The organism is Bosea sp. 29B (assembly GCF_902506165.1).
Classification (GTDB): domain Bacteria; phylum Pseudomonadota; class Alphaproteobacteria; order Rhizobiales; family Beijerinckiaceae; genus Allobosea.
Window position 1 is genome coordinate 4,658,387 of record NZ_LR733817.1, and the last position, 22,554, is coordinate 4,680,940.

20 protein-coding genes are annotated in these 22,554 nt (G+C 66.4%); 5 read left to right on the top strand and 15 right to left on the bottom strand.

The window, feature by feature from the left end; genetic code table 11:
- Positions 1 to 12: 12 nt before the first annotated feature.
- Genes GV161_RS22670 through GV161_RS22680 form a run of 3 tightly spaced genes read right to left on the bottom strand, consistent with a single transcriptional unit; the run spans position 13 to position 3,575 of the window.
- Positions 13 to 1,323, bottom strand: a complete 1,311-nt coding sequence (locus GV161_RS22670) for a dihydrolipoamide acetyltransferase family protein (protein WP_152013363.1) — start codon at positions 1,321 to 1,323, stop codon at positions 13 to 15.
- Complete coding sequence (locus GV161_RS22675; protein ID WP_152013362.1) at positions 1,323 to 2,339, bottom strand: alpha-ketoacid dehydrogenase subunit beta; 1,017 nt, start codon at positions 2,337 to 2,339, stop codon at positions 1,323 to 1,325. Before GV161_RS22675 ends, GV161_RS22670 begins: the two co-directional genes overlap by 1 nt.
- Before the next feature lie 3 nt (positions 2,340 to 2,342).
- Entirely contained in the window at positions 2,343 to 3,575 is a 1,233-nt protein-coding gene (locus GV161_RS22680) for a 3-methyl-2-oxobutanoate dehydrogenase (2-methylpropanoyl-transferring) subunit alpha (RefSeq protein ID WP_152013361.1), read from the bottom strand.
- A 209-nt stretch (positions 3,576 to 3,784) separates the two neighbouring features.
- Here GV161_RS22680 and GV161_RS22685 point away from each other — a divergent pair, with 209 nt between their 5' ends.
- The gene (locus GV161_RS22685) at positions 3,785 to 4,285 is read left to right on the top strand and encodes an Lrp/AsnC family transcriptional regulator (protein WP_129157374.1); all 501 of its coding nucleotides are present in this window, start codon (positions 3,785 to 3,787) and stop codon (positions 4,283 to 4,285) included.
- Between the two features lie 6 nt (positions 4,286 to 4,291).
- Here GV161_RS22685 and ggt read toward each other — a convergent pair whose 3' ends face one another.
- The 6 genes from ggt to GV161_RS22715 all read right to left on the bottom strand — a co-directional run bounded on the left by ggt (position 4,292) and on the right by GV161_RS22715 (position 12,021).
- Positions 4,292 to 5,905, bottom strand: a complete 1,614-nt coding sequence (gene ggt / locus GV161_RS22690; RefSeq protein ID WP_152013360.1) for a gamma-glutamyltransferase — start codon at positions 5,903 to 5,905, stop codon at positions 4,292 to 4,294.
- 132 nt (positions 5,906 to 6,037) lie between these two features.
- Positions 6,038 to 7,741: an ABC transporter ATP-binding protein gene (locus tag GV161_RS22695; RefSeq protein ID WP_152013359.1), complete on the bottom strand. Its 1,704-nt coding sequence runs from the start codon at positions 7,739 to 7,741 to the stop codon at positions 6,038 to 6,040.
- Positions 7,738 to 8,556 (bottom strand): ABC transporter permease, encoded by an 819-nt coding sequence (locus GV161_RS22700; RefSeq protein ID WP_152013358.1) that lies wholly within the window; start codon positions 8,554 to 8,556, stop codon positions 7,738 to 7,740. The genes GV161_RS22695 and GV161_RS22700 overlap by 4 nt, the downstream gene beginning before the upstream one ends.
- On the bottom strand, positions 8,553 to 9,497 hold the full coding sequence (locus GV161_RS22705) for an ABC transporter permease (protein ID WP_152013357.1): 945 nt from the start codon (positions 9,495 to 9,497) through the stop codon (positions 8,553 to 8,555). The genes GV161_RS22700 and GV161_RS22705 overlap by 4 nt, the downstream gene beginning before the upstream one ends.
- 33 nt (positions 9,498 to 9,530) lie before the next feature.
- Entirely contained in the window at positions 9,531 to 11,075 is a 1,545-nt protein-coding gene (locus GV161_RS22710) for an ABC transporter substrate-binding protein (RefSeq protein ID WP_193219512.1), read from the bottom strand.
- 61 nt (positions 11,076 to 11,136) lie between these two features.
- A complete protein-coding gene (locus GV161_RS22715; protein ID WP_152013355.1) occupies positions 11,137 to 12,021 on the bottom strand; it encodes an alpha/beta hydrolase in 885 nt (294 codons plus the stop codon).
- Positions 12,022 to 12,173: 152 nt separating this feature from the next.
- Here GV161_RS22715 and GV161_RS22720 point away from each other — a divergent pair, with 152 nt between their 5' ends.
- The gene (locus GV161_RS22720; RefSeq protein ID WP_152013354.1) at positions 12,174 to 12,824 is read left to right on the top strand and encodes a GntR family transcriptional regulator; all 651 of its coding nucleotides are present in this window, start codon (positions 12,174 to 12,176) and stop codon (positions 12,822 to 12,824) included.
- Here the strand turns inward: GV161_RS22720 and GV161_RS22725 are convergent.
- Together GV161_RS22725 and GV161_RS22730 are read right to left on the bottom strand one after the other, a co-directional pair.
- On the bottom strand, positions 12,821 to 14,380 hold the full coding sequence (locus GV161_RS22725) for an ABC transporter substrate-binding protein (protein WP_152013353.1): 1,560 nt from the start codon (positions 14,378 to 14,380) through the stop codon (positions 12,821 to 12,823). The genes GV161_RS22720 and GV161_RS22725 overlap by 4 nt on opposite strands.
- 128 nt (positions 14,381 to 14,508) lie before the next feature.
- The gene (locus GV161_RS22730) at positions 14,509 to 15,693 is read right to left on the bottom strand and encodes a C45 family peptidase (protein ID WP_152013352.1); all 1,185 of its coding nucleotides are present in this window, start codon (positions 15,691 to 15,693) and stop codon (positions 14,509 to 14,511) included.
- An 84-nt stretch (positions 15,694 to 15,777) separates the two neighbouring features.
- Here GV161_RS22730 and GV161_RS22735 point away from each other — a divergent pair, with 84 nt between their 5' ends.
- Entirely contained in the window at positions 15,778 to 16,659 is an 882-nt protein-coding gene (locus GV161_RS22735) for an FCD domain-containing protein (RefSeq protein ID WP_152013351.1), read from the top strand.
- A 76-nt stretch (positions 16,660 to 16,735) separates the two neighbouring features.
- The gene (locus GV161_RS22740; RefSeq protein WP_152013350.1) at positions 16,736 to 18,076 is read left to right on the top strand and encodes an aminotransferase class III-fold pyridoxal phosphate-dependent enzyme; all 1,341 of its coding nucleotides are present in this window, start codon (positions 16,736 to 16,738) and stop codon (positions 18,074 to 18,076) included.
- 1 nt (position 18,077) lies between these two features.
- Here the strand turns inward: GV161_RS22740 and GV161_RS22745 are convergent, their stop codons facing one another.
- The gene (locus GV161_RS22745; protein WP_152013349.1) at positions 18,078 to 18,476 is read right to left on the bottom strand and encodes a rhodanese-like domain-containing protein; all 399 of its coding nucleotides are present in this window, start codon (positions 18,474 to 18,476) and stop codon (positions 18,078 to 18,080) included.
- Between the two features lie 115 nt (positions 18,477 to 18,591).
- On the opposite strand from GV161_RS22745, the gene ftrA reads away from it, so the two are divergent.
- Positions 18,592 to 19,551 carry a transcriptional regulator FtrA gene (gene ftrA / locus GV161_RS22750; protein WP_152013348.1) on the top strand — a complete coding sequence of 320 codons (960 nt, stop codon included), beginning with the start codon at positions 18,592 to 18,594 and terminating at the stop codon, positions 19,549 to 19,551.
- Positions 19,552 to 19,570: 19 nt separating this feature from the next.
- Here the strand turns inward: ftrA and GV161_RS22755 are convergent, their stop codons facing one another.
- The 3 genes from GV161_RS22755 to GV161_RS22765 form a co-directional block, all read right to left on the bottom strand.
- A complete protein-coding gene (locus GV161_RS22755) occupies positions 19,571 to 20,815 on the bottom strand; it encodes an aminopeptidase (protein ID WP_152013347.1) in 1,245 nt (414 codons plus the stop codon).
- Between the two features lie 88 nt (positions 20,816 to 20,903).
- A complete protein-coding gene (locus tag GV161_RS22760; RefSeq protein WP_244623952.1) occupies positions 20,904 to 21,608 on the bottom strand; it encodes a flavin reductase family protein in 705 nt (234 codons plus the stop codon).
- Positions 21,605 to 22,312, bottom strand: a complete 708-nt coding sequence (locus GV161_RS22765) for a GntR family transcriptional regulator (protein WP_152013591.1) — start codon at positions 22,310 to 22,312, stop codon at positions 21,605 to 21,607. Before GV161_RS22765 ends, GV161_RS22760 begins: the two co-directional genes overlap by 4 nt.
- Between the last annotated feature and the right edge of the window lie 242 nt (positions 22,313 to 22,554).

Consider the following 22,554-nt stretch of genomic DNA (forward strand, 5'->3'; position numbering starts at 1 on the left):
GCGCGTCCCGGTTCAGATATCGACGAACAAGGTCGCCGGCGTCTCCAGCAATTCTTTCAGCCGCTGCACGAAGACGGCGGCGTCCCAGCCGTCGATGACGCGGTGGTCGAAGCTGGAGGAGAGGTTCATCATCTTGCGCGGCACGAAGGTCGTGCCGTCCCAGACCGGACGGACCACCATCTTGTTGACGCCGACGATCGCGACCTCGGGATGGTTGATCACCGGGGTGGTGGCAATGCCGCCGAGCGCCCCGAGCGAGGTAATGGTGATGGTCGAGCCGGTGAGCTCGTCGCGCGTCGCCGAGCCGTCGCGGGCCCGTTCGGCGAGGCGGGAGAGTTCGATGGCGCAGCCCCAGAGGTCGCGCGCCTCGGCATGCTTGACGACCGGGACCATCAGGCCGGATGGGGCCTGCGTGGCGATGCCGATATCGATGCCGGCATGCTGGTGGACGATGCCGGCCTCGTCGTCATAGAGCGCGTTGAGGCCGGGTTGTTCGCCGAGCGCCTTGACCATCGCCCGCATCAGGAAGGGCAGTATCGTCAGCTTCGGCCGCTCGGCCGTCGGCTTCTTGTTGAGCGCGGCGCGCAGGTCTTCGAGAGCGGAGACATCGACTTCTTCGACAATCGTGATGTGCGGGATGCGCGACTTCGACAGCGCCATCTTCTCGGCGATGCGGCGGCGCAAGCCCACGACCTTGACATCGGTGATCGCAGTCTTGGCGACGAGCCCGCCCTTGGCCGGAGCCTCGGGGCCGCGCAGGATGAAGGCGTCGATGTCCTCATGGGTGACGCGGCCGGCCGGGCCGGAGCCCTGGACCTGGCGCAGGTCGACACCGGCTTCGCGCGCCTTCAGCCTGACGGCGGGCGACGCCAGCGGCTTCTCGCCGACCGGCCGGCGCGGCGCCGGTGTGGTGATGACAGGAGCTGGGCGGACCGGAGCCGCGGGCTTCGGCGTCGGCATCTGCTTGGGAGCGGGCTCCGGAGCTGCCGCCGGCGTGGCCGAGGCAGCCGCAGCAGCGGGCTTTTCCTTGGGCGGCTCGACAGGCGCCTCGGCCTCGGCCGGCTCCTCGCTCGCGGTCCCGCCTGGGACCTTCAGCTTCACCAGCGCCGAGCCGATCGCGACGGTGTCGCCGATCTCGGCGCCGACCCAGGTGACCTCGCCTTCGACCGGCGAGGGGATCTCGACGGTCGCCTTGTCGGTCATCACCGCGGCGATCAAATCGTCCTCGCGGACGATGTCGCCGACCTTGACGTGCCACTCGACCAGCTCGGCCTCGGCGATACCCTCGCCGACATCGGGCAGCTTGATGATGCGCTCGGCCATCAGCGTGCCTCCATGATGTCGCGAAGCGCCCGTCCGAGACGGGCGGGGCCGGGGAAGTAGTCCCATTCCTGGGCGTGCGGATAAGGCGTGTCCCAGCCGGTGACGCGCACGACCGGCGCCTCCAGATGGTAGAAGCAATGCTGCTGGATGAGCGCGGCCAGCTCGGCGCCGAAGCCCGAGGTCAGTGTCGCTTCGTGCAGGACGATGCAGCGCCCGGTCTTCGAGACCGAGGCGACGATCGTGTCGAGGTCGAGCGGCAGCAGGGTGCGCAGGTCGATGATCTCGGCGTCGATGCCGGTCTCCTCGGTGGCGGCCTGCGCGACATGGACCATGGTGCCGTAGGTGACGATGGTGACGGCCAAGCCTTCGCGGCGGATCGCCGCCTTGCCGAGTGGGATGGTGTAGTGGCCTTCCTCGACCTCGCCGAGATCGTGCTTCGACCAGGGCGTGACCGGGCGGTCGTGATGGCCGTCGAAGGGGCCGTTATAGAGCCGCTTCGGCTCGAGGAAGATCACGGGATCGGGATCCTCGATCGCCGAGATCAGCAGGCCCTTGGCGTCGCGCGGATTGGACGGCACCACCGTCTTCAGCCCGGAGACGTGGGTGAACAGGGCTTCCGGGCTCTGGCTGTGGGTTTGGCCGCCGAAGATGCCGCCGCCGGTCGGCATGCGGATCACCATCGGACAGGTGAAGTCGCCGGCCGAGCGGTAGCGCAGGCGCGCCGCCTCGGAGACGATCTGGTCATAGGCCGGGTACATGTAGTCGGCGAACTGGATCTCGACGCAGGGGCGCAGGCCATAGGCGGCCATGCCGATCGCGGTGCCGACGATGCCGAGTTCGCTGATCGGTGCGTCGAAGCAGCGGTTGACGCCGTATTTCTGCTGGAGGCCGTGGGTGCAGCGGAAGACGCCGCCGAAATAGCCGACATCCTCGCCATAAACGACGACGTTGTCGTCGCGGCCCATGGAGACGTCGAGGGCCGAGCGGATCGCCTCGATCATGGTCATGCGGGCCATGGCTCAGACTCCGATCTGCTGGCGCTGGCGGCGCAGATGCGGCGGCAGCTCGGCATAGACGTCCTCGAACATGTCGCGCGAGGAGGGCTTGCCGCCGGCATGCAGCGTGCCGAAGCTCTCGGCTTCCTTCTGCGCGGCGATCACGGTCGCCATGATCTCGGCCTCGGCCTGCTTGTGGCGCTCCTCGGTCCAGGCGCCGATCGCGATCAAATGCTGCTTTAGCCGGACGATGGGGTCGCCGAGCGGCCAGTCGTCGGATTCGTGCTTGGGCCGATAGGCGGACGGGTCATCCGAGGTCGAATGCGCGCCGGCGCGGTAGGTGACGTATTCGACCAGCGTCGGCCCGAGATTGCGGCGGGCCCGCTCGATCGCCCATTGCGCCACGGCATAGGTGGCGAGGTAGTCGTTGCCGTCGACGCGCAGTGCCGGGATGCCGAAGCCGAGGCCGCGGGCGGCGAAGGTGCCGGAGCCGCCCCGCGCAATGCCCTGGAAGGTCGAGATCGCCCATTGGTTGTTGACGACGTTGAGAACGACCGGGGCCTTGTAGGTCGAGGCGAAGACCAGCGCCGCGTGGAAGTCGGATTCGGCGGTCGAGCCGTCGCCGACCCAGGCGGCCGCGATCTTGTTGTCGCCCTTGATCGCCGAAGCCATCGCCCAGCCGACAGCCTGCACATACTGGGTGGTGAGGTTGCCCGAGATCGAGAAGAAGCCGTTCTCCTTGGAGGAGTACATCACCGGCAATTGCCGGCCCTTCATCGGGTCGCGCTCGTTCGAGTAGATCTGGCACATCATCTCGACGAGCGGATAATCGTGCGCGATCAGCAGCCCGGCCTGGCGATAGGTCGGGAAGTTCATGTCGCCCTTGCCGAGCGCGATGCGGAAGGCGCAACTGACCGCCTCCTCGCCGGTGTGCTGCATGTAGAACGAGGTCTTGCCCTGGCGCTGCGCCATCTGCATCCGGGCGTCGAAGGCGCGCAGCGTCAGCATATGGCGCAGGCCGCGGATCAGCTCGTCCTTGGAGAGCTCGGGCACCCAGGGACCGACCGCCTCGCCCTCACGGTCGAGCACGCGGATGATCGAATAGGCGAGGTCGCGGATTTCCCGGGGATCGACATCGACTGGCGGGCGCTGCACCGAGCCGGCCTTCGGGATCACGACATGCGAGAAATCGGGCTTCTCGCCGGGACGACTGGCGGGGACGGGAACGTGGAACCGAAGCGGTGAGGGGTCTGTCATGTCCGCGCTCCCTAGGCTCTGTCGGGTCCAGCATTCCGCCTTGCGATGCTGGCCGCAAGGCACGTTTGCCGGTGCGTCCGTCGAGACGCCGTCATTATTCGGGCATGTTAGGGTGGTAACACATCGATTTCTTGCCGAAATGGCCTTGAGATTTGCCTTCGCTCGGATGATCTTTCTGCAATCTCGATATTAAGCGGAAAATTCGCCCGATGGCGATCAAGGCGCGGCGCAGCGAGGAGCTTGACCAGATCGACCGGCGCATCCTGTCGGCGCTGAACGAGGATGGCCGGCTGACGATCAATGCGCTGGCCGAGAAGGTCGGGCTCTCACCCTCGCCGTGCTGGACGCGGGTGAAGCGGCTGGAGGAGAGCGGCGCGATCGAGAAATATGTCGCGGTGCTGAACCATCGCGCGCTCGGGCTCGACAATGTCGTCTTCATCGAGATCACGCTCGACAAGCATGACGACAAGCTGCTCGACCGCTTCGGCGAGGCGCTGGCGCGCATTCCCGAGGTGGTCGAGGCCTATCTCGTCACCGGCGACTACGACTACCTGGTCAAGGCCGTGGTCAGCGGCACCGAGCACTATGAGCGCTTCCTGCGCGAGAAGATCTACCGCCTGCCGGGCATGCGGCAGTCGCGCACGACCTTCGGCCTGCGCGCCCTGAAGCGGGCGATCTCGGTCGACCCGCTGCAGATCGCGCCGGTTTAGTCGCCTCTACGCCGGCACCGAGATCGCCATGCCGTCGCGCTGGGGGTCGGCGCCGCCGGTCGCGAGCCCGTCCTCGATCTTGACGCCGTGCAGCGCGGCAAAGGGATAGCTCTGGGCAGAGCGCTTGACGTCGTAGCCCTTGGCCTTGAGCTGCGCCTCGACGCTGCGGCGGATGCGGTTGCTGATGTCGATCGAGTTCGACACGCCCATCACGCGCGGCGCCGCCACCGCTTCCAGCATCGACATCTCGAAATCGATGACGTTCATGATGCCCTGCGCCATCGCCGGGGCGATATAGCTGCCGCCCGGCGCGCCCATGACGATGAAGGGCTTGTCGCCCTTGAAGACGATGGTCGGCGCGGCCGAGGAGGAGCGGCGCTTGCCGGGCGCGATCGAGCCGGCACGGCCGGGGCGCGGGTCGAAGCGGCTCATCGTGCCGTTGTAGATGAAGCCGAGACCCTCGGTGATCGCGCCCGACGGGCTGCCGAGCGTATGGGTCAGCGCGACCGCATTGCCATGGCGATCGACCACGGTGACATGGGTGGTCTCGCGCGACGAGGAGCGCTCCAGCCGCTTCACGTCGGCACGCTCGCCGCGGCGGATGCTCTCGGCTTGGCTTGCCGCATGCTCCTTCGAGATCAGGCGCTCGACCGGCACGTCGACATAGGCCGGGTCGCCCATGAACTGGTCCTTGTCGATGGTCATGCGCTTCATCGCCTCGGCCAGCAGGCGGACATGCTCGGCCGAGCCATGGTCGAGCGAGCCGATGTCGAAGGGCTCGAGCATGTGAAGGATCTGCAGCATCGACATGCCGCTCGCCGGCGGCGGCGAGGTCGAGATGCGGTGGCCGCGATAGGAGCCCCAGATCGGTTCGGCGACGGAGAGTTCGTAGCGGGCGAGGTCCTCGCGCGAGATCAGGCCACCATGTTTGGCGAAGTCGGCGGCAATCTCCTCGGCGAGTTCGCCATGGTAGAACAGGTCGGCGCCGCCCTTGGCGAGCCGCTCGAGCGTATTGGCCATGTCGGCATTGACGATGATGTCGCCCGGGCGTTTCGCGCTGCCATCAGGACGGAAATAGAGGCGCTTGCCGGTCTCGCTGTAGCGCAGCTTGTCCGAGGTGTTGACCTGGCCGGAGCCGCTCTGGTCCTGCGTCCAGAACCAGTGCATGTGCGGGCGCACCAGCACGCCCTCGCGGGCCTGTTTGATCGCCGGCGCCATGACATCGGCCCAGTCCATCGTGCCGAAGCGCGAGAGCACATAGTCATAGCCCTTGACGCTGCCAGGCGTGCAGGCGGCGAGATGGCCGAACTCGTTGATGCCGCCTTCGAGCAGGAAGGCGAAGCCATCGCGCGATTGGCCGCGCAGCTTGTCCTGCCACATCTCCGGCTTCGCGGAGTAAGAGGCGCGGGCGTAGAACTCGACGATCTCATGGACGCCCTTGCCGGGCATGTAGAGCTGCATCGAGCCGAAGCCGCCGATGCCCGACATCAGCGGATCGACTACGCCCTGCATGAAGGCGCAGGCGATCGCCGCGTCGATCGCATTGCCGCCGCGCTCCAGCACCGCGGCGCCGGCTTCGACGGCTTCCGGCTGCGGAGCGACGATCATTCCGTTCTTCATGGCGAGGGCTCTTCAGTTCGCATTGCACTTTCCGTCATGGTCGGGCTTGTCCCGACCATCCACGTCTTCCCTCGGGCAGGGCGGTGTTCAAGACGTGGATGCTCGCCACAAGGGCGAGCATGACGGCTGTCATCACGCCGGCTCAGCGAGCCGCCAGAACAGGCGAACGCCGCCATCTTCCGTGCTTTCCAACCCGGGCACGGCTGAGAGCAGCTTGCGGGTGTAGTCGTGCTGGGGTGCGTCGAAGATCTGGTCGCGCGTGCCTTCCTCGACGATGCGGCCGTCCTGCATGACGATGACGCGGTCGGAGACCTGCTCGACCACGCCGAGGTCGTGGCTGATGAACAGGCAGGAGAAGCCGTGCTTCTTCTGCAGCTGCGCGAAGAGCTCCAGCACCTGAGCGCGCACGGTCACGTCGAGGGCCGAGACCGGCTCGTCGGCGATGACGAAGCTCGGCCGGCGGATGATGGCGCGGGCAATGGCGACGCGCTGGCGCTGGCCGCCTGAGAGCTCGTGCGGATAGCGCTCGGCGAAGCCGTCGCCGAGCCCGACCTCGCCGAGGACCTCCTGCAAGCGCGCCTTTTTCTCGGCCGAGCCCATGCCTTTGACCAGCCGCAGGGGCTCGCCGACGAGCTCGCCGATGGTCATGCGCGGATCGAGCGAAGAATAGGGGTCCTGGAAGACCATCTGGCAGTTGAGCCGGTAGTCCCAATAGGCCGTCTCGCTCTTGTCGATCGGCTTGCCGTTGAACAGGATCGCGCCCTCGCTCGGCTTGATCAGTCCGGCGATGGCGTGGCCGAGCGTGGTTTTGCCCGAGCCGGAGCCGCCGACGACGGAGACGACCTCGCCGGGCTTCACTGACAGGCTGATGCCGTGCAAAGCGCGCTTGGGCTGCTCCTTGCGGAAGAAGCCCTGGCGGCCGCCATAGTCGACGACGAGACCGTCGACCGCGACGAGCGGCGTCTTTGCCTCGGGCAGATCGCGCGCCGGCTCGCGATGCGGCATCGCTGCCAGCAGCTTGCGGGTATAGGGGTGCTGCGGCCGGGCGAGGATGTCTTCGCTGTTGCCGTGCTCGACGACATCGCCCTGGCACATCACGACGATGCGGCTGCAATAGCGCGCAACCATGCCGAGATCATGCGAGATCAGCAGCACGGCAGTGCCGTTCTCCTTGGTCAGGTCGACCATCAGCTCCATGACGTCGCGCTGGACGACGGCGTCGAGCGCGGTGGTCGGCTCGTCGGCGAGGAGCAGCGCCGGCTTCAACAGCATGACCGAGGCCAGCATGATGCGCTGGCGCATGCCGCCGGAATACTGGTGTGGATAGGCGTTGAAGGCGCCCTCGGGATCGCGGATGCCGACGCGGCGGAGCATGTCGAGGATGAGCTCGCGCCGGCCTGCTGCATCAAGCTTGAGATGCAGCGCGAGGCCCTCCTCGAGCTGGCGCCCGATCAGCATGGAGGGGTTGAGCGAGGTCATCGGCTCCTGGAAGACCATGCCAACCTTGGCGCCGCGGATCGCCCGCAGGCGCTTTGGGGCCATGGTCGTGACCTCTTCGCCGTCAAAGCGGATCGAGCCCGAGATCAGGCGCACCGCCGGCGGGATGAAGCCCATCACGGCGCGGGCCGCGAGCGTCTTGCCGGAGCCGGACTCGCCGACGATGCCGACGATCTCGCCGGGCGAGACGGAGAAGCTGACATCGTTGACGACGGTGCGGCCGCTCGCGCCGATCCTCAGCGTTAGGCCGTCGACTTCGAGCAGGGGTTTGGGGCTTTTGCTCGACGCGTTTTCTTCACGCGAACCGGTGCCCACTTCGCTTGAAAACGCTTTGGTCATCGCGCACCCCTCATCCGCGGGTCGAGCTTGTCGCGGAGCGCATCGCCGAGCAGGTTGATGCCGAGCAGCGTCAGCGAGATGCACAGGCCCGGGAAGATGCCGAGCCAGACGGCCTGACCGATATAGGGCCGCGAGCCCGCGAGCATATTGCCCCAGGTCGGCGCCGGTGGCGGCACGCCGAGGCCGAGGAAGGAGAGCGAGCTCTCCGCCAGCAGCACCCAGCCGAACATGGAGGTCGCCAGCACGGTCAGCGGCGCGATGCAGTTCGGCAGGATGTGGCGCAGCATGGTGAAGCCCTCGGAGTTGCCCATCACCCGCGAGGCCGAGATGAACTCGCGCTCGCGCAGCGAGAGCACCGTGCCGCGCACGATGCGGGCGACCGAGGGCGCATAGGCGATGCCGAGCGCCAGGATGATGCCGTATTTATTGGCGCCGACCACGGCGAGCAGGCCGAGCGCCAGCAGGATGCCGGGGAAGGCGAGCAGCGCGTCGTTGAAGGCCATGATGGTGCGGTCGACCCAGCCGCGGACATAGCCCGAGAACAGGCCGATCACCGTGCCGAGCGAGACGGCGAGCGCGACGGTCAGCAGGCTGATCCAGACCGATGTGGCGGCGCCCGCCATCAGGCGCGAGAGCACGTCGCGGCCGAACTCGTCGGTGCCGAGCCAGTGCATCGCCGAGGGCGCCGCGAGCTTGGCTCGGAACGAGAGCCGCAAGGGGTCGTAGGGGGTCCAGACGGAGCTGACGCTTGCGACGATGGCGAGGAAGCCGATCAGCGTGCCGCCGACCAGGGCGTTGGGAGCGGGGAGCCTCATTGCGCCGTCACCCTCGGATCGAAGATCGGATAGCAGAGGTCGATCACCAGATTGACCAGCACATAGGTGAAGGCGACGAAGAGCATGCAGCCCTGGATCACCGGATAGTCGCGGGCGAAGATCGAATCGACCAGCAGGCGGCCGAGGCCGGGAATGGTGAAGACGGTCTCGACGACGGCGATGCCGCCGAGCAGGTTGCCGAGCACGAGGCCGATCAGCGTCCAGGTCGGGCCGAAGGCGTTCTTGAAGGCGTGGTTCCAGAGCACGGCGCTCTCGGTCAGGCCCTTGGCGCGGGCATGGGTGATGTAGTCGAGCCGGAGCACTTCCAGCGTCGAGGCGCGCGCCATACGCAGGATCACGCCGATTTCGTGCAGGAACAGCGTCATGATCGGCATGATCAGATAGAGGATGCCGGCCATAGGATTTTCGGCGATCGAGACGTAGCCGACCACCGGCAGCCATTCGAGCTTGAGCCCGAAGAACAGCAGCAGCAGCAGGCCGAGCCAGAAGGTCGGGATCGAGAGCAGCAACGTCGCGACGGCGACGAGACTGAAGTCGAGCGAGGTGTCCTGCTTCCAGGCGGCGAGCACGCCCGCGGGAACCGCGACGAGGCTGGCGAGCGCGACCGCAACCAGCACGATCTGGGCGGAGATCCAGAAGCGCTGCAGGATCAGCGGCAGCACCGCCTGCTGCGAGTTGATCGACTGGCCGAGATCGCCCTTGAGAAGATTGCCGAACCAGATGCCGAACTGGACCGGCAGGCTCTGGTCGAGGCCAAGTCTGGCCTGAAGGTCGGCGATCGAGGCCGGGGTCGCCAGATCCCCCAGCATCAGCGAGGCCGGATCGCCCGGGATCAGCCGGATCAAGGCGAAGACCGAGACCGACACGATCAGCAGTGTCGGCACGGACATCAGGATGCGCGTCAGCGCAAAGCGCAGCATCGGTTTCCTCCCGGATGCGCGTGGCAGGTGGCGTCAGTTCGCCAGCGTCACTTCCCACATGCGCAGCTTCGACTGCCACGGCTTGAAGCCCTGGACGCGCTTGGCATGGGCGATGATGTCGAGGCCGTTAAAGGCGAAGATCATCGGAACTTCGTCGATGACGCGATTGTGCAGCTCGTCGACGAGCTTCTGCCGCTCGGCCCGGTCGGAGGTCACGTAGAGCTTGTCGATCTGCTTCTGCGCTTCCGGGTTGTCCCAGGTCTTGCGCGGCTGCTTGTCCTTCGGTCCGGAGAACTGCTCGAAGGCGATCGCGGGATCGAAGCGGGCTGAGAAGGAGAAGGACTGCATCTGGTAGTTGCCCTTGTTGAAGCGATCGAGCTGGGTCGCCCAGTCCAGCACTTCGATCTCGGCATTGACGCCGACGGACTGCAGCATCTGCTGGGCCACAACCGCAGCCGGGAAGCTCGGTACGGTCGGGCGCTTGTTGGCGAGGATCACGATCTTCTCGCCCTTGTAGCCGGCCTCCTGCAGCAGCTTCTTGGCGCGGGCAGCGTCATAGACATGGCCCTTCTTCTCGACCTCGCCGAAATAGCTCGAGCCGGAATAGATCGGCGAGGTGTTGGGCTTGCCGAGGTCGTTGTAGAAGGAGGCGACGATCTCATCCATGTCGAGCGAGGCTGCGATCGCCTGGCGCAGCTTCTGGTTGCCCATCACCGCGTCTTTGGTCTGGATCAGGAAGACGTGCCTGACGGCATTGGGCTCGGCCGCGACCGAGAGCTTCGGGTTCTTCTTCAGCTCGGCCGCGTCGCTCGGCAGGATCTCGGCCATGTCGAGCGCGCCGGAGATCAGGCCGGCCTTCACCGTCGCCGGATCCTTGACGACCAGGAACTTGATGTCCTTGAGCAGGGGCCGCTTGGAGCCGACATAGCCGTCGGCCTTGCCGCCGTCCTTCGGCGACTTGTAGCCCTCGAAGGCGGTCATGGTGAAATATTCGCCGCGCTTCCACTCGCCGAACTTGTAGGGGCCGGTGCCGATCGGCTTGTCCCAGGAGCCATCGGCCTTGACCGAATCCTTGTGCAGGATCGCGGTCATCGCGCAGTCGGTGCGGGCGAGCGTGTCGAGGAAGAGCGCGTTCGGCTTGTCGATCTGCATCACCACGGTGCGGGCGTCCGGCGCCGTCACCGACTCGACCTTGAGGCCGGAGCGACCATCGAATTCCGAGGTGCAGCGCCAGTCGGTCTTGGCGTCCATGTAGCGGTTCCAGCTCCACAGCACGTCGGCCGAGGTGAGCTCGGCGCCGTTGTGGAACTTGACGCCCTGGCGCAGCGTGAAGGTGTAGGTCTTGCCGTCGGCGGAGAGGTCGACCTTCTCGGCCAGCAGCGGCGTCGCGACGCCGCCCTCATTGTAGCCGACGAGGCCCTCGACCAGTTGCAACGCGAAGTCGTCGGTGTTGTCGTCGCGATTGACGCCGGGATTGTTGCTGCGGATGTCGGCAGCAACGGCGACGGTGATGGATTGCGCCGCGGCGGGGCTGGCGAGCGCCAGCAAAGCGAAGGCGGAGGCGAGCAGGCGGTTCATCGGCAATTCCCCTTTTTGTCTTGTTGTCTTGGTCTTGTCGTTGTGCGTGCGATCGCTGGCCTCAGGCGGCCTTGGCCGCCCCGGATCGGCGTTTGGCCAGCTCGTCGGCGAAGAAGTCCTCGACCCGCGAGACAGCCTTCAACCCGTCATGCGGCATGTTCGGCACCAGGTCGAAGCGAACGTTGATGCCGTGCTCCTCGAAGTTGCGGCGCAGGGTATCGAGCCGTTCCGGGCGGTTCGTGCCGGCCCGGTTGGCGTCCGGCATCCAGCTGCGATCGCCGGGCTTGTGGGTGATCTCCCAGGTTTCGAGATCGGCGGCGCCGACGATCATCTGCACCGCGACCTTACGGATCGCCTCGATGTCGGGGGCGGTGCCGAAGAGCTCGGCCATGTTGCGGGTGCCGACCCACCAGTCGCGCGTCGGGTCGAGCAGCGTCACCGAGCCCGGCGCGCCGATCGAGGCGGCCCAGAGCTTGTGGGGCTGCAGCATCAGGAAGCGATGGGTGAAATGGCCGCCGCCGGAATAGCCGAACAGAGCGAAGCGGTCGAAGCGCAGGCCGTAATGCTGGGCGACCTCCTCGACCATGGCGAGGAGGATGTGGTCGTAGCGGACCTCGCCTTCGCGCATGTATTTGAAGCCGTTGCGGTTGCCGTCGCCCATCACGCCGATCGGGAAGAGCGGGGCGAGAATGACGCAGTTGTTCCAGCGGCCGAAGGCCTCGAAGGCGTCGCGATAGCCGGTGAAGCCGCGGCCGGTGCCGTGCATGGTGACGACGAGCTCGGGAGGCTGGCCACCTTTGCCGAGGCTCTTCGGCACATAGAGGCAATAGCTGAAACGCGGATCGGCCTTGCAGGCGGTGACCGGCGTCGGGCCGAGATCGTAGAGCGCGCGCGCAATCGTGGCCGCATCGTCCTGCTTGCTCTGGCTTGCGACGGGAGCAGTCATGCGGCGTTTCCTTATTGGCTATAAGATTGGCGCCAATTTTGTTGCATGATACGATCGCCCCTGCAAGCCGGATTCGATAGGGGCAGCGTCGGTTGTGGCCGAGGCAAGCGAGCCGGCTCGCAAGCATCGCTCCAATGCTCTAGAGACCCGTCATGGCCAGCCGTCCAAAAACCCGCCAGCGCGCCAAGGGCGAACTCGCCAACGAGATCGCCAAGGCGATCCATATCCGCGCCTATCGCCCGGGCGAGTGGCTGCGGCAGATCGATCTCGAGGAGGCTTTCCAGGCGACGCGCTTCGATGTCCGTACCGCGCTCGACGAGCTTTCCGTGCGCAAGACGATCGAGCACGTGCCCAATCGCGGCTACCGTGTCGTCGAGGTCGATCTTGCCACCTACCGTGCGATCCGCGACACCCGCATCATCCTGGAGAGCGCCGCGTCCCGCCTGGTGATCGGCAGGGTGGACGATGATGCCGTTGCCCGGCTCGATGCGCTCGCCCACGAGTTCAGCCAGGCGGTGCAGAGCGGTACGCGCGTCGAGCAGAGCGAGATCAACCGCGCCTTCCATAGCCTGATCTATGCCCATTGCGGCAATCCGGTGCTGGTGGAGACGATCTGGAGTCTGCGCGACCGCTCGCGTGGTTCGGCGGTCACGGTCTGGGCCTCGCATCAGGCCCTGCTGGCCAGCGACGCGGACCACCACGCCATGGTCGCGGCGATCCGCGCCGGGGATGGCGAGCGGCTGGCCGAGCTGATCAGCCAGCACATCCTCAAGGACCTGATCGAGGTCAGCGGTGCGGCTTAGTCCGCGACGGTAACCTCCCAGAGCCGCGGCTTCGACAGGATCGAGGACTTGTAGCCCTTGACCCGCTTGCCATAGGCGCCGGCGTCGATGCCGTTATAGAGCATCACCATCGGCACTTCGGCGATGAAGCGCTGGTGCAGCTCGTCAAATAGCCTCTGGCGCTCGGCCTTGTCGGAGACGACCATCGACTTGTCGAGCAGCGCCTGCGACTCCGGGGTGTCCCAGACCTTGCGCGGCTGCGTCGCCTTCGGGCCGGTCATCGATTCGAAGCTGAGAGCGGGGTCGAGTCTGGCCGAATAGGGGAAGGCCTGGAGCTGGTAGTTGCCCTTGGTATAGCGGTCGAGCTGCGTCGCCCATTCGAGCACCTCGATCTGAACGTTGATGCCGGCGGCTTGCAGCATCTGCTGCGAGACGACGGCAGCGTCGAAGCTCTGCGGGTAGCGCTTGTTCGCCAGCATCACCAGCGGCTCGCCCTTGTAGCCGGCTTCCTGCAGCAGCTTCTTGGCTGCGGCGAGGTCGTATGTGTAGCCCTTGACCTGGGCCGGGCCGTAATAGGACGACATCGACGGCACGATCGAATTGTTGCGCTTGCCGAGCCCGTCGGTGACCTGCGCCACCAGTTCCTCGGTATCGATCGCCGCAGCGATCGCCTGGCGCAGCTTGACGTTCCCCAGTAGCGGATCGCGGGTCTGCAGCAGGATACCGACCAGGCCCATGTTTGGTGTGATCGAGAGCCCGATGCGCTGGTCCTTCCTGAGTTCCTTGACCTCGGCATTGGCGACGTCCGGGATCACGTCGACATCGCCGCGCAGCAGCGCCGCCTTGGCGGTGGCGCCGTCCGGGATGACCATGAAGCGGATTTCGTCGATGAGCGGGCGCTTGCCGCCGGTATAGCCGTCTGGCGCACCGGGCAGGCTGGCATAAGCCTCGTTACGGGTCAGGCGGACGAACTCGCCGCGCTTCCATTCGGCGAATTTGTAAGGGCCGGTGCCGATCGGCTTGTCGAAGGAGCCGTCGGGCTTGAGCGAGTCCTTGTGCAGGATTGCCGTCATCGCGCAGTCGGTGCGGGCGAGATTGGCGAGGAAGAGCGAGCTCGGCTTGTCCAGCTTGAAGACGACGGTCGCCGGATCGGGCGCCGTCACCGCCTCGACCTTGACGCGGCCGCGCCCGTCGAATTCCGACAGGCAGCGCCAGTCGGCTTTCGCGTCCATATAGCGGTTCCAGCTCCAGACCATGTCGGCCGAGGTCACGTCGGCGCCATTGTGGAACTTCAGGCCCTTGCGCAGGGTGAAGGTATAGCTCAGCCCGTCCGGCGAGACCGCGATCGTCTCGGCGAGCAGGGGCTTCACCGCCGAGTCCTCGCCATAGGCGACGAGACCCTCGACGACATGCAGGATGACCGAGTCGGTATTGTCGTCGCGGTTGACCCCCGGATTGATGCCGCGAATGTCGGCGTTGAGGTGCACCTTCAGCGTCGCGGCCGCGGCCGGCATTATGGCTGCGGTCGCAAGGCCCAATCCGGCGAGGGCGAGGGAAAGGCGGCGTCGGCTGTGCATCGGCAGGTTCCCCTTGTTTTATGATCTGGACGCGTCGTTGCCGCCTTATTCGGCGGCTTGTGCGAGAGCCGGATGATTTCAAATGGGCTCGCTCTGCGATCCCATTCGAAATCTGAATCCGTCTCTCATCAAAGAGTTAGAGCAGGATTCTTGCGAAAAACCGGTTCCCACTTTTTCGCATCCTGCTCTAGCGTCATTGGTTCATCCGTGAGGCTGTAGCGGGTGAAGGTGCGGTTGAGAGCGGGCAGGGGCGCGACCTCCATGGTGCCCTTGGCCGGCTGCATGATCACCATGGAGACGGTGGCCGAGAGATTGCCGGTGTCGTTGAGGCGCGGCGGCCGGCAGACCGAATGCGGGGTCAGGAAATCGTCGAAGAAGGCTGCTTTCAGATCATCGACCGTCAGCTTGCGGCCGGCCTCGTTCAGCAGCTTCTTGACGCGCCAGTCGCGATAGAAGCTCTCGGGCACGCGCGGCGTGCCGGTATCGGTGATCTTGGTCAGCGCGACCTGGCCGACCCAATGGTTGGCGTGCACGATCAGCCCGTCCTCGGGATAGAGCGGGAAGGCGGCGTCGGGCGCGCATTCGAAGTCGATGCCGAAGCCGGCGACGGTCGAGAGCATCATGTTATTGGAGCAAGCCTTCGGCGTCGTCGCGACTGCCTTGATGGCGTAGGCGAGATGCTCTTGCTCCAGCACCTTGCGACGGATCAGGGCGAGCGGCACGCCAACTTGCGTGAAGTCGCGCTCACTTTCGAGATAATTGGCGGTGATCGAGATGCCGGCGGCGTTCATGCCGCAACGGGCGAGGCCGCCGGCCTCGACAAAGGTCAGGAAATCGGGGCCGTCCTCGCGGCGAACGCGCAGCACGATCGCCGTCTCCGCGCATTCGGCCTTCCAGTCCCAGTTCTGGCCGTGGATCAGTTCGCCCGAAGCGCTGCGCTCCGGCAGGATGATCGCACCGGTGCAGCCGTCGTCGAGCTCCTCCTCGGCCCCGACCGGCTTGCTTTTCTCCAGCTTCGCCTTGGCGATCACCTCGGTGCGGGCGTTGATCATGATGACGTCTTCGAGCGCGACGCCGGCTCCATCCGCGATGCCGCGCATCTCCTCGACATAGTGTGCACCGAAGGCTTCGATCTCGCGGGCGAACTCACCGATCAGGCGCGACTTGGCGTCGGCGTCATAGCCGAGCTCGCCGAGCTGTCCGCCATAGAGCTCGATCGAGCGCTTGACGCGCTTCGGCACCGCCGCACCATGCTGGCGGCCGCGCTCATAGGGCGTGCCGGAGACATCGACGAAGGGAAAGGGTTCGACCATGGCCGGATCTCCGCGGGTTCGCACTGGTGCTGTGTCTGGCTGTGATGTATTTCATTTCAAACTAAGACAATCAAGAGCCTTTCAATGATGACGCCGACACGCTTGCAGCAGGAGATCGCCGAGCGGATTCTCCGCATGGTCCGCGAGGATGGGCTCGAAGCTGGTGCCTGGCTCAACGAGAACAGCGCGGCGCGTCGCCTCAACGTCTCGCGCACGCCGGTGCGGGCCGCGATCGACCATCTTGCCCTTCAGGGGCTGGTGCGCCGGCATCCGAACAAGGGCGTCGAGCTGCTGAGCACGCCCGAGGCGTCAGCGGATCTCGGTGCGAGCACTGACGCGACCGAACTCGCCATGGTCAAAGTGGCGCAGGATCGGCATGGCGGGCGCCTGCCCGACGAGATTTCCGAACTCGAACTGATGCGGCGCTATGAGCTCGGCCGGCCCGAGGTTCAGCGGCTGATGGCCCGGCTGGCCGATCTCGACATGGTCGAGCGCAAGCGCGGCTATGGCTGGCGGTTCCTGCATGAGCCGCGCGACCAGTCGGCTCATGACGAGCGCTACCGCTTCCGCCTGCTGATCGAGCCGATGGTCTTCCTCGAGCCCGGTTTCTCGCTCGACCAAGACTGGATCGACGAGATGCGGACCCGGCACGAGCAGACCCTGTCGCAGCACTGGAAGGAAAGCTCGGCGATTGGCTTCTATGAGATGAACGCTGATTTCCACGAGGGGCTGGCGGCGGCCTCGGGCAACCGCTTCATCCATTCCGCCATCCGCCGGCAGAACCAGATGCGCCGGCTCTCCAACTATGACTGGACCTATGGCTATGAGCGCGTCGTGGTGAACAGCCGCGAGCATCTGCAGATGCTGGCGACGATCGAGGCCGGCGATCTCCAGCTTGCAAGCGCCCTGATGCGCAGCCATCTCCAGCGCGCCATGCAGTTGCGCCGGCCGGACGGGCTGGACTGATGCGGCTCGGCATTCTCACTGTTGTCTTTTGAATTTAAGAAAGACATCATGTGGCGATCCGTAGCGAGGACTCGCCATGACCGCGCATGCACTTGCCGCCGAAAGCCGCTGCGACAACGCTCCCGACGCGTTCTGGATGCCGTTCACTCCCATGCGCGCCTTCCGGCAGGCGCCGCTCCTGTTCGAGCGGGCTGAGGGCATGCACTACATCGCCCCGGACGGGCGGCGCGTGCTCGACGGCATGGCTGGGCTCTGGTGCGTCAATGCCGGACACGGCCAGGCCAGGATCACCGAGGCGATCCGCGCCGCCGCCGGCCGGCTCGATTTCGTCTCCTCCTTCAAGATGAGTCATCCCGATGCACAGGCCTATGCGGCCCGGCTCTGCGACTTCGCGCCTGAAGGGATCGAGCATGTCTTCTTCGTCAATTCCGGCTCGGAGGCGGTCGACACCGCCCTGAAGATCGCCCGGGCCTACCATCAGGCGCGCGGCCAAGCCGGGCGGACCAAGCTGATCGGCCGGGCCAAGGGCTATCACGGCATGGGCTGGGGCGGGCTCTCGGTCTCCGGCATCGGCCGGCACAAGGCTGCCTTCGGGCCGCTGTTGCCCGATGTCGCGCATCTGCCGCTGCCCTATGACCGCGCGACGATGGCCTTCTCGCGCGGCCGGCCGGAGGGCGGGCTCGCCGCGGCCGAGGCGCTGGAGACCCTGCTGCAGATCCACGATCCCCAGACGGTCGCGGCTGTCATCGTCGAGCCGGTGACCGGCTCGGGCGGGGTCTATCCGCCGCCGAAGGGCTATCTCGAACGCCTGCGCGCGATCTGCGACAAGCACGGCATCCTGCTGATCTTCGACGAGGTCATCACCGGCTTCGGCCGGCTGGGCAGCCCCTTCGCGGCGCAGGCCTATGGCGTCAGGCCGGATCTGATGAGCTGCGCCAAGGGCATGACCAATGGCGCGGTGCCGATGGGCGGCGTCCTCGTCGCCGGCCATGTCTACGAGGCCTTCATGGCCGGCCCGCCCGAGGCGATCGAGCTCCTCCACGGCTATACCTATTCGGCCCACCCGCTCGCCTGCGCTGCCGGCATGGCGACGCTCGACGTCTTCGCCGAGCAGGACATCCTTGGGCAGCTCGCCAAGGTGCTGCCGCTCTGGGAGGAGCGGGCGCACCGGCTGAAGGGCGCGGCCCATGTCGTCGACATCCGCACCGCCGGCCTGCTCTGCGCGATCGATCTCGCGCCGCGTCCGGGCGCCGATGGCGCCAGGGGCGGGGAGGCGAACAGTCTTTGCCTCGATGCCGGCGTGCTGATCCGCAATGCCGGCGACACGCTGGTGCTGTCGCCACCGCTGGTGATCGTGCCCGCCGAAATCGAGGAGATCTTCACCACGATCGAGCAGGCGCTGGGTCGGATCGACTAGCTCAGCTGGTGCTGGTCAGCGAAAAGCCCTCGTCGAGCCAGCCGGTTACGCCGCCGATCAGCAGCTTGACCGGCAGGCCGAGACGCGAGAGGCGGACAGCGGCGCGGTTGGCGCCGTTGCAATGCGGGCCGGCGCAATAGACTACGAAGGTCTTGCCCTCCGGCTGCTCGGTCATCCTTGAGGCAGTCATCTTGCCATGCGGGATATTGATCGCGCCGTCGATATGCCCCTCGGCATAGAGCGCGGGCGAGCGCACGTCGACGAGGACGAAGTCGCGGTCATTCGCCTTCAGCGCCTCATGCGTGTCCCAGCAATCGGTCTCGAAGGTCAGCATCGCTTCGAAATGAGCGCGGGCGATATGGGAGGGAGCGGCGGGGATTTCAGTGACTGCGGTGGCCATGGCGGTCCTCCAGGGGTTTGTGATGGCCATAGGGGTAGCGGCCGGCGCTGATTTCAGGCAGTAGCGGAAATGACAATGTCTGGCAGGTTTTCGCCAAATGCATGCTGATGCTGGAATGGACCATTTCGCGGCGCCGCACGAGGTCGTCGCCATCGCCTATGATGGGTTGTGCACCTTCGAGTTCGGCATCGTCGTCGAGGCCTTCGCCCTGCCGCGGCCGGAGTTCGACTTCCCGTGGTATCGCTTCCGCGTCGCGGCCGCGGAGCGGCCTATACGGGCGATGGGCGGCTTTTCGCTGCAGGTCGATGCCGGACTGGAGATTCTCATCGAAGCGCAGACCATCGTCATCCCCGGCTGGCGCAATCGCGACGAGGCTCCGCCTCCTGCGCTGGTCGAGGCGCTGCAAGCGGCGCATCGGCGCGGGGCGCGGTTGCTCTCGATCTGCTCGGGCGCCTTCGTGCTGGCGGCAGCCGGCCTGCTTGATGGCAGGCGGGCGACGACGCATTGGCGGCACGCACCGCATCTCGCCGATGCCTGCCCGGGCGCGACGCTGGTCGACGACGTGCTTTATGTCGAGGATGGGGGCGTCGTCACCTCGGCCGGCAGCAGTGCCGGCATCGACGCGTGCCTGCATTTGATCCGCGCCGATCACGGCGCGAAGACCGCCAATATCGTTGCGCGCCGGCTGGTGATGCCGCCACATCGCGACGGCGGCCAGGCGCAATATGTCGAAGCGCCGATCCAGGCGCGGCCCGGCCGCTCGATCGCGGCCGTGCTGGACTGGGCGCGCGAGCGCCTGGCTGAGCCCTTGGAGATCGGCGCGATGGCGCGCCATGCCGGTCTCAGCGAACGCACCTTCCTGCGCCGCTTCCGCGACGGCACCGGAGTGACGCCGCTGAAATGGCTCAGGCGCGAGCGTATCGGCCGGGCGATGAAGCTGCTAGAAGAGAGCGACATGGCGCTCGCCGATATCGGCGCTGCCTGCGGCTTCGCTTCGCCAGAGAGCTTCCGCAAGGCCTTCTTCGAGATCGCCCGGACCTCGCCGGCCGCCTACCGCAACCGCTTCAGGCGGTAGGCGCCGGCCCGGACGATCCTCAGGCCCATTCGCCTTTGCGGAACACCGCGACGCGGCTGCCGTCGGGCTTGATGCCGTCGATGTCGACCTCGCCCGAGCCGATCATCCAGTCGATATGGATCAGGCTCTTGTTGCCGCCCTGCGCTGCGATCTGCTCCGGCGTCAGCTTGGTGCCGTCGATGAAGCATTTCGAATAGCACTGGCCGAGCGCGATGTGGCAGGAGGCGTTCTCGTCGAAGAGCGTGTTGTAGAACAGGATGCCGCTCCGCGAGATCGGTGAGGAGTGCGGTACCAGCGCGACCTCGCCGAGCCGGCGCGCGCCCGCGTCGGTGTCGAGCACCTTGTTCAGCACCTCTTCGCCGCGGCTCGCCTTGGCCTCGACGATCCGGCCTTCCTCGAAGCGCACCTGGATATTGTCGATCAGCGTGCCCTGATAGGAGAGCGGCTTGGTCGAGGAGACATGGCCGTCGACGCGGCGGGCATGCGGGGTGGTGAAGACCTCCTCGGTCGGGATGTTGGCGTTGCAGGTGACGCCGTTCTTCGCGGTGGAGGCGCCGCCTTCCCATTCATGCCCGTCGGCGAGGCCGATGGTGAGGTTCGTGCCCGGCCCGGTGAAATGCAGCGCCGAAAAGCGCTGGCCGTTCAGCCATTTCGTGCGCTGCGCCAGTGCGGCGTTATGCTCTGCCCAGGCCGCGATCGGATCGTCGCGGTCGACCCGCGATGCCGCGAAGATCGCCTCGGCGAGACGGGCGACTGCGACTTCCTCCGCATCACTGGGGAACACCTGCTGAGCCCAAGCCGCGCCGGGATAGGAGACGATGTTCCAGTTGATGTCGAAATTGGCGATCTTCTCCAGCGCCGGCTGGTAGGCGATCGAGTTCGCCTTGTTGGCGCGCGCGACCCTGGCCGGGTCCTGCTCGGCGAGCAGCATCGGATTGTCGCCGACGATGGCGAGGCGTGCGGTGTTGGCGGCGAAGGCCTTGCCGACGCCCTCATAGAGCCAGGTCGGGGCGCGGTCGAAGCTGACATCCTGGCCGAAGCGATAGCGCGCCAGGGTCAGCGCCTCGTCGGAAAGGATCGGCGTGACCAGGCCGGCGCCGGCCTTGTAGGCGTGCTCGGCGATGCGCCGGACCAGCGGCAGTGCCGCGACCGGGGCGGTCAGGAACAGGTCCTGACCGGGCTGCAGGTTGAGGCCAACCTTGATCGCGACCTGCGCCAGCTTGTCGAGCTTGTTGGCGTCGATGCCGGAGACGTGCTTGTTCATGAGGGCCTCGTCGAACTGATTTGCGAGGCCGCATTGCTGGCCGAAATCCTGCCCGGGTCAACCGCTCCCGAGCAGAGGGCGCATTCGTTCAGCGCCGGTCGGGCCGTGTGCGCCTTGCCTTGGAGCGGTCGCCGCGCCAATCGGCCACCGACATGGTCGGCAGGTCGAAATAGTCGCGCGTCGTGGCGTAGCCATGCCCGCCCATGCGGCCGATCGCATCGAGCGCGACCGGGTCGACATAGTGCTTCACCTGATCGACCGTGTCGGCGCGGAAATGCGCGTAGACGACCTCGCCCAGGATGATCTCGCGCGAATTCCCGATGCCGAGCGTGGTGTGGTGGCGGCATTCGAAGGCGGCCGGTGCCTGGCCGATCCAGGGGCAGGGCACCTTGACGCCGGGCATGGCGGAAAGGCCGGCCTCGGCGAGCTCGTCCGTGCCCGGCTCGAACGGCACGGCGCAGGCGTTCATGCCGTCGAGCAGCGCGTCGGAGACGATGTTGACGGTGAAGGCCAGCGTCTCGCGGACATTGCGGCCGGTGTCCTTCTGCCCGCCGGTCTGGCGGTACTCGACGCCGAGCGCCAGGATCGCCGGATCAGCCGAGAGGCAGTTGAAGAACGAGAAGGGAGCGGCGTTGACGACGCCATTGGCGTCGATCGTGGTCACCAGCGCGATCGGCCGTGGCACCACCGCGCCGATCAGGAGCTTGTAGCGCTCGCGCGGGGTCAGAGCAGCGAAGTCGAAGGTGACGATCTCGGCGGAGGCCGGCCGGTCCTGCGTCAGCGTCTGGGTCACGATGGGGTCAATCCTTCACTCAAGGCATAGGGCGCGAGCACGTCGCGGATGTCGCGTTCGGCGCGCGGGGCCAGCAAGGCGCGCGTGACGACGGACTGCAGGTGGTGGTCCATCAGCGCGGCGGCGCGGGCGGCATCGCCGGCACGCAGGGCCTCGATCAGCTGGCGATGCTCGGAGACGGCGCATTCGGAGGAGTGCGGGCGGCCATAGATGGCAAGGATCAGCGAGCAGCGCGACGACGCTTCCTGGACATAGCGCAGCAGCAGCGCATTGCCGGTCATCTCGGCGAGGCGGATGTGAAACTCGCCGGAGAGCCGGATCGATTCCGGACCGTCCTGGCCATGGGCCTTTTCCTCGAGCCGGACATGGGCCTCGAGCTCGGCTGCCTGCGCGGCGGTCAAGCGCCCCGCCAGGTTCTCGGCGACGAGCCGCTCCAGTCCGCGGCGGACATCGAAGACGTCGCGCGCCTCCTCCAGTGTCGGATAGGCGACATTGGCGCCGCGATTGGGCTTGAGCTCGACCAGGCCCTCGACGGCCAGCCGTCCGAAGGCCTCGCGCACCAGCGTGCGGCTGACGCCGAGCTGCTCGCCGATCGCATCCTCCGGCAGCTTCACGCCCGGCTTCAGCGCCTGCTCGATGATGGCACGCCGCAACGCCTTGTAGACCGCCTGCGCGCGCGGCACCGGCGCGCCCTTCTCGGGCATCTTGCCGTTGGAGTCTGACTTGTTCGCAGCGAGCGGGCGGGCAGGGCGCGGCATGAATCGAGTTTCCGCTTGTCTTCAATAATCGCATACAATACGGTTCTTGTATCGTATGCAAGTTTGATGAATTATCGCACACGAGATGGCGCGCAAAGCGCCACGATGGTCACAGAGGCGGCAACGAAACGGCATTCCCCGGTACGCAGCGCGGGCCGGCGGCGAGCAACGAAAAAGGGGAGAGTTCG